Raw genomic sequence first — 11,765 nt, 5'->3', positions numbered from 1 at the left:
ACCAGTAGCAAGTAGCTACCGGTTCCTTTTCTTTTTAACTATAAAACTATACCTGTACTTATTCACCTAAATCGGCATTATGGTAGACACGTTGTACGTCGTCTAAGTCTTCTAATGCATCAATCATTTTTTCAAACTTCGCTTTATCTTCTCCTGTTAACGTCACTTCTGTTTGTGGAAGCATTGTTAACTCAGCAACTGTAAACTCACTAATACCCGCTGCTTTTAAAGCCTCTTGTGCTACATGGAATTGATCTGGCTCTGCATAAACGATAACTGTACCCTCTTCTTCGAATACGTCACGAGCATCTACGTCTGCTTCTAATAATATTTCTAATACTTCATCTGCTGTTTTATCTTCAATACCGAATACTGCTGTTGAATCGAACATGTAAGTAACAGAACCTGTTACACCCATATTTCCTCCATTTTTACCGAAAGCAGCACGTACATCTGAAGCAGTACGGTTAACGTTGTTTGTTAAAGCATCTACGATAACCATCGTTCCGCCAACCCCAAATCCTTCATAGCGTAACTCGTCATAATCTTCTCCGCCGGCACCTTTTGCTTTATCAATTGCTTTATCGATAATATGTTTTGGCACATTATATGTTTTGGCACGTTCTAATACAAATTTTAAAGCTGAGTTAGATTCCGGATCTGGTTCACCTTTTTTAGCTGCTACATAAATTTCCGTACCAAATTTTGCATAAATACGACTTGTATTTTTATCTTTTTCGGCTTTCTTGTCTTTAATGTTATTCCATTTACGACCCATTGGATTCACTCTCTTTCCATTTTAATAACTATATTTTAAGGCATATATGATAAACCTTTAAATGATATGAGACTGTAATATTATACACCATTCGATTGACAAAGAGAAAGGTATCATATTCCAACCTACTTCTCTTTTAAAATCTTATTTAGTAGTGCTTCGCATCCATCCACTACCAGTTCATAAGTTTCTTGAAAATCCCCTGTATAGTAAGGATCTGGTACATCCTTTTTGTGATCTGTTAAATCTAAAAATCTAAAGATTTTCGGATGGTCAGGCTGGCCTAACATTTGTCGAATATTACTCACATTACTATTGTCCATTCCTATAATGTAATCGAATGTTTCAAAATCTTCTTTATCGAGTTGTCTTCCCTTCATACCGCTAGTTGATATACCAAACTCTTTCAGTTTAGCTTTAGTTCCTTTATGGGGAGGCTCTCCGATATGCCAAGAACTTGTTGCTGCCGAATCTACTTTAATTTGATCGCTTAATCCTTTCTTCTCCACTAAGTGACGCATAACCGCCTCAGCCATTGGTGAACGACAAATATTCCCTAAACAAACAAAAAGAACCCGTTTCATTTTTATTCCTCCTTATAAAAAGCACTTTCCTATGATGGAAAGTGCATGTACATTATTTTTTAATTTTAGAGTTTAATTGTTCTGTTAAACGTTCCAGCTCTTTTTCTAGAAATTGAGTTGATTCGTCCCTTGCCTCTTTACCACTTCCAACTGTAAATGGTTCCCCATAAATAAGATAACCTTTTTGACGTTTAAATACTTCGCCAACGTTTCTTGGTCCAACATAGGCAGCTGGAACAATTTGAGCTTTTGATAATTGGGCAATTGTAATCGCCCCTTGTTTTAACTCCGTATTTTCCGTTGATCGTGTTCCACTAGGGAAGATCCCGACCACTTTTCCTTCTTTTATTAGTTGACGTGGAATTTTAATAACACTTGGACCCGGGTTTTCGCGATCTACAGGGAAAGCATTCAAATTGGCAATAATTGAGCCAAACTTCCCTTCAAACAATTGTTTCTTAGCCATAAAGTGAATGTGCCGAGGGTATAATGACACTCCTAAGTTTAAAATATCTACGTAACCATTATGAGTACAGGCGATAATATATCCGCCTTCCTTTGGTAAATTTTCTTTACCATATACCTTTGCCTTTGAGCCATTAAGCATTAAAAATACATTTACAAGTTTAGCTCCAATATCATATAACACTTCTACATTCCTACCTTTTTTATTATATCTATAGTTTATTTTGTTATTTCTCCAACTAATATTTCAAGGTCAATTGTAATTTCATTTAAAGAAATATCCTTTTCTAAGTGCCAACCAAGGGGCGTCATTTCTAGAAGTTTTGGAACGAGCTGTTCTTCTAGTGGCATTGTATATGTAATACGCTCCTGTTGGACATTAGCAAAATGTTCTTTAAATCTCTCTACCGTTTGCTCATTCGTATAATATTCTTTTTCTGAATTCGCAAAGGCTTGTCTACGAATTTCCTTTAAATAGTCTGATTGGGGCACTACTTTTATCAATTTCCCCTTATCTTTTAACAAACGGCTAAATTCACCGTAATTCGCAGGGGATAAAATATTTAATATACAATCAAAGGATTGTTCTTTAAACGGACTATTAGCTAAATCCCCTACACACCAAATTTTTTGTTCATAAAACTTTGCTGCAGACTGGATGCCTTCCTTTGAAATATCAATTCCGACAGCTATAACTTGTTGTTCCAATTCATTTATTATTTTATTTAAGTGAGAACCTTCACCACAGCCGGTATCTAATATCGTCTCACTCTGGTTCCCTACATATTTCGCAATGACCTTTTGTACTGGCTCATATAAACCACTATTCATAACTTCCTGACGAGATTCAAATAAACTTTTACTATACATGGATGTGAAAGGTTTAATCATGAAATTTACATAGCCTTGTTTTGCAATGTCAAAGGAATGATGATTACGGCATAACACATGGCCATCGTCACTTACATGCATCTCCTTTTGGCAAATCGGACAAGAAAAAAGTGTTTCATGTTCTTTCATATATAAAATGCTTGCAGCTCTTTTTGATACTTTCCCCACATTCATGCTCCTTTTTAAGTTGCTGTAAGTATCATATCATCTATTCCTATAGAATGAAAAACTAAACAATTTCCTTTGGCGCTTGTTTTTTTATGAGAATAACAAATAAACTAGCTAATAAACAAAAAGCTCCTGCCAAGGCGAACGCCCACATGTAAGAACCAAACACTTTATATACGACACCACCTGAGTAAGCCGCTACCCCTGCTCCCACTTGGTGTGCCGCAGTAATCCATCCATACATCATTGCACTTTTCTCAATCCCAAACTTTTGCCGGGTTAGACCTATCGTTGGTGGTACTGTAGCAATCCAATCTAAACCATAAAAAATGGAAAAAATGACAAGCCATGTATAAGAACCTTGTGCAAGGGCAAAGGGTAAAAAGACTAGAGAAAACCCTCGAAGCAAATAGTACCAAAATAATAACCAGCGATTATCAAAACGATCGGATAACCAACCGGAGATAGTCGTTCCAATTAAATCAAATACTCCCATAAATGATAACATTGCCGCAGCTGTCACTAAAGGAATACCAAAACTAACACAATAGGAAATAAAATGAGTTCCAATAATACCGCTTGTAGATAAACCACATATAAAGAAACTTCCTGCAAGCAACCAAAATTCCTTCATCTTTAACCCTTCAATCAATGAAAATATCGCCATCTTAAAAGGATTTCGATTTGTTGATAAACGGGCAGGTTCTAACTGTTTTTCTTGACCATAAGGGGCGATTCCTATTTCCTCTGGCCAACTCTTCATAAAAATCGCAATTACAACAAGCATCACGATACTTAAAAAGAAAATAAGTGCAATGGCAGAGCGCCACGAATAATTGTCTACAAATGCGGCTAAGACCGGTAATAAAATTAATTGCCCTGTAGCCGTAGCAGCTGTTAAGATACCGACAGCAAGTCCCCTTCTTTTCACGAACCATCGATTCGCTACTTGTGTACTTAGGACTGTTAAAAATAATCCAGAGCCGACTCCTAACATGATGCCCCAAATGAGTATTAATTGCCATTTGCTTTGCATAACAAACGTTAAACCTAATCCTACTGCTAATAGAGCCATCGAATAAAGCATCATCCGCTTCAAACCAAAAACATCTACAAAGGCTGCCATAAAAGGTCCTGAAAAACCATATAAAAACAAGCATATAGCAAAGGCAAAAGAGATCGTTGGCCTATCCCAACCAAACTCCATTTCAAATGGATCGATAAATATCCCCGAAGATGAACGAATTATCCCCGCTACAATAATTGCAATAAATGTAACCGTTAGAATAATCCAACTATAATGGATTTTTCTCATTTCTCCACCCTTAAAAATAGTTTTCTTCCATTGTACACGAAGTCATATATAATATTGATAGAAAATTCTAAATTATCTTTTTCGGGTAGTTCATTATTATTTTAAACCTGTCCGATGAAAGCACAAAAAGACAAGAATACGTATTTATTACAAATTATGATAACAATAGAGGTGAGCATTATGGGGTGGCTAGAGTCCATTCAAAAAGCAATACATTATATAGAAATGAATTTATTAGACAATGAACTGACAATCGAATCAATTGCTCGAGCTGCTAATTCTTCTGTATTTCATTTTCAGCGTACATTTTCAATATTAACAGATATTACTGTTAGCGATTATATACGTAGACGGCGTTTAACACTAGCAGCACAAGAACTGATCAATACAGATCAGAAAATCATCGACATCGCTTTTAAATATGGATATGAAACACCTGAGTCCTTCACAAAAGCTTTTCGAAAGCAACATCGTATTTCTCCATCAGAAGCACGTAAGAAAAAGGGAACGCTACAATCCTATAATCGCCTCGTTATTAAAATTCAATTGGAGGGAGCAGTACCTATGAACTACCGTATTATTGAAAAAGAAGCATTTCAAATTGTTGGTGTAAAACGAACGTATAATTATGAAAACGGGGAGAACACCCAAAACATACCTCAGTTTTGGAATGATGTACACAAGGATGGAACGAATGATCGGTTGTTTGAATTAAATAACGGAGAAGTAAAAGGAATTCTTGGAGTCTGTAGTATAGAGAAATATAAACAAGATGAAAAATTAATGGATTATTGGATTGCAACTGCCTATAATGGCGAAGTACCAGAAGGATTCGAAACCTACGAAGTGCCTTCATCTAAATGGGCTATTTTTGAAGTTCATGGACCAATGCCCCATGCAATGCAAGATACTTGGAAGAAAATTTATTCTGAATGGTTCCCTTCCAACCCATACGAACAGGCAGGAACTACTGAGTTAGAAGTATATTCAGATGATGATCCAAACGATCCAAATTGTTACTCAGAAATTTGGATTCCAATAAAATAATCATGACTAGACGCTCGTTTCCTTTTAACGGGCGTCTTTATGCTTTTACTTATCAAGAAATAGTAAACTTTCCCGTTATTTCCTTTTGTGTATAATCATATTAGAGTCTAACTTTTATAAAAATCGGAGGCCTTACTATGGAAAAAAATTTGGCTATTACAATTGATGCCTTTGCTATAGAAGGGAATTTAATCTCCCCAAAGATTGAAATGCAACTGGAGAAAGAGTCCATCTTCGGGATTTACTCAGATGTCGCAAAAATTAACTATTTAACAAAACAACTTGCTTCTTATTCAAAAATACATATCGAGCTAAGAGAAAATGGGATGTATCATCGCTTAACTGTTAATGAATACATTAATTTTGTGAAAGGTCTTTACCATTCATCAGTAGAGAATACCAGTTTATTACAATTGCTGGATTTCATTGATCGAAGAAATGTAAGATTAGAAAAATTAACATATAGTGAAAAACAAAGGTTGCGATTAATCCCTTGTTACATAAACGAAAAGCCAATTCAGGTAATTGAAGAACCTTTTCAAAACTTAGATGAGCATTCTAAAAGGACTGTCTTGAACTGCCTTCTGTCACTAAAAGAAAAACAAAAAACTGTCATATTGTTATCAAATAATATGGAAGATGTTTTTTTAGCGAGTGATTTCGTATTCCGATTAGATTCTAAAGGCTTACATAAGTTAGACGTAAAAGAGGAAGAACCATTAATGATTGAAAAATCGGAGACGGGCCCAATTCGCTTTGAAAAAATACCAACGAAGCGAAATGAAAAAATCATTTTATTTAATCCTCCTGAAATTGATTATATTGAAAGTGTTGAAGGAGAAGTTTCGGTTTATGTTGGCGGAGAAGGTTATCCTTGTTCTATGACTTTGAATGAATTAGAACAGAAATTAACACCTTTCGGCTTTTTCCGTTGCCATCGTTCCTATATTGTAAACTTGCAAAAGGTTAGAGAAATCATTACCTGGACACGTAATAGTTACAGTTTATCTCTTCATACTTCCGAAGAAAACATTGTCCCATTGTCTAAAAATAAATTAGTCGAATTAAAACGTATTATAGGGATTTGACCAATTTCCTGGGAAATTTTCATCGTCCATTTATAGAAATTTTGACACCTTTTATCAAAAAATAACTCCTTTCACCGGAAATATACTGCAATATTCGTTGTTTCTATTTATTGTTAGGTTAATTCAACCTAATAGGAGGAACGAGAATGACGTACGTAATTGATGTTCAACATTTACAAAAACATTTTCACCAAGAAGCTGCATTACGCGATGTATCGTTTAGTATTAAAAAAGGAGAAATATTCGGATTTTTAGGACCTAGCGGATCAGGTAAAACTACTACTATCAAAATTTTAACCGCCCAATTAACAAAAACAAAAGGGCAAGCAATTGTATTTGGAAAAGATGCTAAAGAAATGCAAAAAAGTTCCAATAGAGCACGTTTTGGTATTTTAACAGATAATAGTGGACTATATTTAAGGTTATCAGTGGAGGAAAATTTACAACTTTATAGTAAGTTGTATAACTTACCAATTAGTTCCGTGAAAGAGGCATTAGAATTTGTCAATTTATACGATGAGAGAAAGAAAAAGGTAAGCCAATTATCGAAAGGTATGATTCAACGGGTTACGTTAGCTCGTTCGATTATGCATAAACCTGAATTGTTATTTTTAGATGAACCTACTTCTGCCCTTGATCCCGTAAATACACAACATATTTATAACGGATTGAGGAAACTTAACGAAATGGGTACGACGATTTTTCTAACAACCCACGATATGAGTGAAGCAGAAACTTTATGTGATCGAATTGCTTTTTTACACAAAGGGAAAATCCGAGCGATTGGTTCACCCCAGCAATTAAAAAAACAGTTTGGTAATGACACGATTACCGTAGAGTTAGTAGATGGCAGTGTCCATTGTATTGAAAATTGTAAGGATGAAGCAAAAAAAGTATACGATTGGATGAGAAGTGGATTGATCTCTCGTATTTATACGAACGAACCGACTTTAGGGGACATATTCTTACAAGTGACTGGGAGTGATTTAATATGAATTTTTCTCGTATTCAAGCAATTTTCATTAAAGATTATAAAGAGTTTTCACGGAATTATGCCGTTTCAATAATGGTTCTTTTACCTCTAATTATGGCTTTTATTTACAACAAAACAGATGTAAATAATTTACAGGCATACTTTTTGCCCATTAATTTAACCTTTTCTTCCGTTACTGCCTTTGTACAATGTTGTTTAATCGCAGAAGAAAAAGAACGAAATACTCTTCGTAGTTTAATGTTATCACCGGCTACATTGTTGGATATATTATTAGGAAAAAGTTTACTCGTATTGTCCATTTCAGCTCTTACGGTCTTACTTTCGATTTTTCTAGTCGGATATAAACCTGGAAATTGGCTTATTTTAGGAATTGCGTTATTCCTTTCGATTGTTTTTTATACTGGCTTAGGAACACTAGGTGCACTTTTTACAAAAACAATTTTAGAAGCTTCCGTTGTGATTTTACCAATTATATTATTGTATTCCTTCGGTCCTTTTGTAACGGTATTAGCTGAAAAAATTCCTGCATTACAGGTGGCAGAATGGTTACCGAGTACTCAAATCATATTATTAGCAGCGTCAATAGAAGGAAGTTATACATCTTTTGATGTTCTAATTCCCATTATGACGATACTTATTTGGGCAATCATCACATGGTTATTTACCTTCTTCCTTTATAAAAGACGAATGGTTGATTAAACGAATACAAAAACCATCTTTAACTGTTATCAAATCACGTTTTATAAAAGAATAAAAAAATACATGAATCTAATAATGTATTATTTCCTAATATATTGGCACAATACTTGAAAAGGATAATTCACTTTAATTCCATATAACCTTCAACTATATATCGGGATGTTTGTTTTATATCATAATGACTACTCCATAAAATGCGGATTCGATTGATACTATGAGAAGCAACAACAGTCTTTTGTAAGAAGGTCATTCATAAAAAAGAACTTACTGTAAATAATAACGGTAATGTCTTAACATTCCTAATAAAGACGGAGGTTTTAACTGTGGACATTATAGAGGGAAATGCTATTCCTGCATATCTTGAATCCAATCAGCTCATCATTGAACTAGAAAGTGTCGATATATACAATAATATTATCTTTCCTGTTCAAGCGAAAGAATATGATATCAACCCACAAGTAGAGGTACCTTATGATTTAACGGAAGAAAAAAATACTCAAAAAAGTGTAGATGAGGGACATTCTCCTTGGCGCTTAGATCCTATAGCTACGACACAAGTTTTTGTTAGTTTAAAAATATCCCCTGAAGGTATAGAGGGAGATTATCCGATTCCAAAAGAAAGTCTTAAGCTTTTACACAGCACAATGGATTCAGCCATTGTTGAAGTCAACGATACACAAACATTAATTAAATACGTTTATTTAAAAAGACTAGTTCGACAAGATCCTACTGGTATATGGACTGTAGTTGGTTATGATCACATTAATAAATAAGTTCAGGTGATGAATTTAAACTAATTCATCACCTTTTTTTGATGTTTCTCGTATAAATTTTAAAAACATTTCGGTCGTTTTTGATTGAAAAGGTGTTTTTAAATAAATCATATAAAAATCCCGTTCGTAAAAAAATTTTTCTTCATCCACGATAAATAACTTTTTATTTGCCACTTCTTGCTGTACAGTCCATTTCGATAATAACGTTACTCCTACCCCTTCTTCTACTGCGCCTTTTATTAATTGGGTGCTACCAAATTCCAACACTTTGTTCGGTTCCAAATGATGTTTCTCAAAAAAACGTTCTGTTGCAGAACGGGTACCTGAACCATTTTCCCGTGCTATCCAAGTTGTTTCATGGCCAATCTCTGTATTCGGTTCATTTGAGACAACAACCATTCTATCCGTTGTAAGTTTTTCACATACAATACGAGATGGTTCAATGATCCCCTCTATAATTCCAATATCAATTTTTTTATTTATCATTTCCTGGGCGATTTCCGATGTATTTTTTATTTGGACACTCGGTTTTACTAACGGATACCGTTTTATAAATTCCGCTAATTTAGAAGGAAGAATATATTCTCCGTAGGAATAACTAGCTCCTATCATGAGTGGACCTTTAACTACATTCATTAATTCGTTTAAAGATTGAGTCATATTATCGGATAGTTTCTTCATTTCCAAACAATACTGAAAGGCTACTAGCCCTGCTGCGGTTAAATGTAACGACTTAGACGACCGATCAAACAAAATAACCCCTAAATCCTTTTCTAAACTCTTAATAAATTGACTGACAGCCGGTTGGGTCATATATAAAGATTCTGCAGCCTTTGAAAAACTGCCAAGCTCAACAATTTTTAAAAATACCGTTATTTTTTGATTCATAAATTCCCCTATCATAAGCAATCACTTATATATTTCATCAATATAATTAATTTTTGTTTATACTCCATCCATATTACCATTGTAGTTGAAAGTGAGGCATTATTGTATGACCAAATATACAACGACTGGATTTTATTTAGGCATTTTATTGATGGTTTTTATTACTTTTTTAGCTTATAGCATAAGTTTAATCCCCATTTTTTCTTTTATAGGGCCAGTGGCAATTGCCCTTTTACTAGCTATTATTTATCGTAATGTATTTCAATATCCCGAAACCCTTCGAAGCGGTATTCAATTCTCTTCCAAAATGATTTTACGTTTAGCGATTATTTTATATGGAGTACGACTAAATATTCAAATGATTGTCGATGAAGGATTTCCTCTACTTTTCCGCGCAACGATTGTCATTATTTTTGCTCTCTTTATGACTTTTACTATCGGTAAAGCCTTTGGAGTCGATCATAAACTTTTACTTTTACTAGGATCTGGCACTGGGATATGTGGAGCTGCTGCAATCGGCGCAGTATCTTCCATCCTTGATTCGGATGAAGAGGATACAGCACTAGCTATTGGAATGATTGCTTGTGTAGGAACGATATTTGCTTTGTTTGCACCTGTTATAGCAACGTTAACCAATATGCCCCCTGATATATATGGCCAGTGGGTCGGATTTAGTCTCCATGAAATTGCCCATGCACTACTTGCTGGTTCATCCTACGGAGATGAATCGTTAACACCAGCAATTTTAAGTAAGTTAAGTCGTGTGTTACTTCTTTTTCCTATAACGTTGATTATTGTCTTCATTGTTTCAATGAAAAGGAAAAACGCTAAAAAGAAAGCATCCTTCCCATACTTTCTATTCGGTTTCATTCTTGTTTCTATTATCAGTACCATCGGGTTACAAAAAGGTTGGATGACAATATCCTTTCAAGAAAACATTGCCGCTATTGCTTCCTTTCTTTTAACGGTGGCAATGGCCGCCTTAGGGATGTCCGTTGATTTAAGAAAAATAAAGAAAAATGCATTAAAACCATTTCTCACCCTGCTCTTTACTTCCATTTTATTAACTTTATTCACATGGTGGATTGTATAAAAAAATGTACTTTCCGAAATCGGAAAGTACATTTTTTATCTCATTATTGTTAGTTGATTAATTATTCTTTAGGCTGTAAATCTTCGATTGAATCAATATGCATATATTTAGGTACAACCATACCAATCTTTGCACCTGTTAAGTTTTCACCTAGATCCACGATATCTTCCTTATATTGTTCATAAAAAGAAGCATGAGTTGCCGGTAACCAAGGAGCAACCGATACATCGCCTTCCCCCGTCGCAATCGCTTGGAACATAATAACCGGGTCGACAGGTGTTAATGTTACCTTATACCCTTGCTGTTCCAATACTGTTTTTAACACGTTACCCGAGGCACGTTCAGTATCCCATGGTGTTGATACTAATTCAATCTCTTTACCGTCTACTTTCTCTGTTCCTTCCGTCCATTCAGCAACCTGATCTTGATTTTTTTCAACCCAATTTTTTGCTGCTTCTTCAAATGAAATATCTTGAGCAGCAAACATGACTTCTTCCATATCTTTTGGTTCCCAATAAAATCGATCGACTATTTTATAAGCATCTGGCATCTCCTTTTTGAAACCTTTTCTTACAATTGTATTGATATTTTCAATTCCGCCAAATGTACCTTTTGGATCTTCTAAATATTTCAAATCATAATTAGCAAACATCCAATGGGGAGTCCAACCTGTTACAATAATTGGTTCTTCATTTTTTATGGCTTTATCCAATGAGGATAACATACCTGCAGTGGAGCTTTCTAAAAGTTCCCACCCATCCAAGTTTTCATATTCCTCTAAAGTGTTTCGAGCAAGCTCTGTCGTTCCGGCTCCAGGTTCTATTCCTGTAATTTTATAGTTTAACTGTTCGCCTAGATTCGAACTACTTCCTTGTACCTCTCCATTATTTTTTGTGTCTGTCGCTGAATCACTGCCACAGCCAGTCAATAGCAGAGTAACAAATATACCAAGGGTTATATTCAATAAGTTTAATTTCTTCAA

At 34.8% G+C, this 11,765-nt stretch carries 13 protein-coding genes; 6 read left to right on the top strand and 7 right to left on the bottom strand.

Translation table 11 applies throughout. The features are described 5' to 3' along the window. Positions 1-58 precede the first annotated feature (58 nt). From ACH0B5_RS06780 to ACH0B5_RS06760, 5 genes are all read right to left on the bottom strand, one after another. Positions 59-778: a YebC/PmpR family DNA-binding transcriptional regulator gene (locus tag ACH0B5_RS06780; RefSeq protein ID WP_122972122.1), complete on the bottom strand. Its 720-nt coding sequence runs from the start codon at positions 776-778 to the stop codon at positions 59-61. A gap of 125 nt (positions 779-903) precedes the next feature. Beyond that, positions 904-1,362 (bottom strand): low molecular weight protein-tyrosine-phosphatase, encoded by a 459-nt coding sequence (locus ACH0B5_RS06775; RefSeq protein ID WP_122972123.1) that lies wholly within the window; start codon positions 1,360-1,362, stop codon positions 904-906. Between the two features lie 52 nt (positions 1,363-1,414). After that, entirely contained in the window at positions 1,415-1,969 is a 555-nt protein-coding gene (locus tag ACH0B5_RS06770) for a lysophospholipid acyltransferase family protein (RefSeq protein WP_122972149.1), read from the bottom strand. 77 nt (positions 1,970-2,046) lie between these two features. Then, a complete protein-coding gene (locus ACH0B5_RS06765) occupies positions 2,047-2,886 on the bottom strand; it encodes a methyltransferase domain-containing protein (RefSeq protein WP_406927619.1) in 840 nt (279 codons plus the stop codon). A gap of 61 nt (positions 2,887-2,947) precedes the next feature. Continuing rightward, positions 2,948-4,201: an MFS transporter gene (locus tag ACH0B5_RS06760; RefSeq protein ID WP_122972125.1), complete on the bottom strand. Its 1,254-nt coding sequence runs from the start codon at positions 4,199-4,201 to the stop codon at positions 2,948-2,950. 180 nt (positions 4,202-4,381) lie between these two features. Between ACH0B5_RS06760 and ACH0B5_RS06755 the strand changes: the two genes are divergently transcribed. From ACH0B5_RS06755 to ACH0B5_RS06735, 5 genes are all read left to right on the top strand, one after another. Then, positions 4,382-5,248, top strand: coding sequence for an AraC family transcriptional regulator (locus tag ACH0B5_RS06755; RefSeq protein ID WP_341362800.1), 867 nt, complete (start codon positions 4,382-4,384; stop codon positions 5,246-5,248). Between the two features lie 137 nt (positions 5,249-5,385). Further along, positions 5,386-6,336 (top strand): LytTR family transcriptional regulator DNA-binding domain-containing protein, encoded by a 951-nt coding sequence (locus ACH0B5_RS06750; protein WP_406927618.1) that lies wholly within the window; start codon positions 5,386-5,388, stop codon positions 6,334-6,336. A 146-nt stretch (positions 6,337-6,482) separates the two neighbouring features. Then, positions 6,483-7,331 carry an ABC transporter ATP-binding protein gene (locus tag ACH0B5_RS06745; protein ID WP_406927617.1) on the top strand — a complete coding sequence of 283 codons (849 nt, stop codon included), beginning with the start codon at positions 6,483-6,485 and terminating at the stop codon, positions 7,329-7,331. After that, positions 7,328-8,029, top strand: a complete 702-nt coding sequence (locus tag ACH0B5_RS06740; protein WP_406927616.1) for an ABC transporter permease — start codon at positions 7,328-7,330, stop codon at positions 8,027-8,029. Before ACH0B5_RS06745 ends, ACH0B5_RS06740 begins: the two co-directional genes overlap by 4 nt. A 323-nt stretch (positions 8,030-8,352) precedes the next feature. Beyond that, positions 8,353-8,802: a hypothetical protein gene (locus ACH0B5_RS06735; protein WP_122972130.1), complete on the top strand. Its 450-nt coding sequence runs from the start codon at positions 8,353-8,355 to the stop codon at positions 8,800-8,802. Between the two features lie 15 nt (positions 8,803-8,817). Here ACH0B5_RS06735 and ACH0B5_RS06730 read toward each other — a convergent pair whose 3' ends face one another. Next, complete coding sequence (locus tag ACH0B5_RS06730) at positions 8,818-9,690, bottom strand: LysR substrate-binding domain-containing protein (protein ID WP_341362804.1); 873 nt, start codon at positions 9,688-9,690, stop codon at positions 8,818-8,820. A gap of 106 nt (positions 9,691-9,796) precedes the next feature. Here ACH0B5_RS06730 and ACH0B5_RS06725 point away from each other — a divergent pair, with 106 nt between their 5' ends. Next, positions 9,797-10,783 carry a YeiH family protein gene (locus ACH0B5_RS06725; RefSeq protein WP_341362805.1) on the top strand — a complete coding sequence of 329 codons (987 nt, stop codon included), beginning with the start codon at positions 9,797-9,799 and terminating at the stop codon, positions 10,781-10,783. A gap of 61 nt (positions 10,784-10,844) precedes the next feature. On the opposite strand, the gene ACH0B5_RS06720 is transcribed toward ACH0B5_RS06725, so the two are convergent. Continuing rightward, positions 10,845-11,765 carry a glycine betaine ABC transporter substrate-binding protein gene (locus ACH0B5_RS06720; RefSeq protein WP_341362806.1) on the bottom strand — a complete coding sequence of 307 codons (921 nt, stop codon included), beginning with the start codon at positions 11,763-11,765 and terminating at the stop codon, positions 10,845-10,847.

It is taken from the genome of Ureibacillus sp. 179-F W5.1 NHS, from assembly GCF_045369345.1.
GTDB lineage: Bacteria > Bacillota > Bacilli > Bacillales_A > Planococcaceae > Ureibacillus > Ureibacillus halotolerans.
The sequence above is the reverse complement of the archived record's forward strand: the minus strand, read 5'-3'. Positions and strand labels throughout refer to the sequence as shown.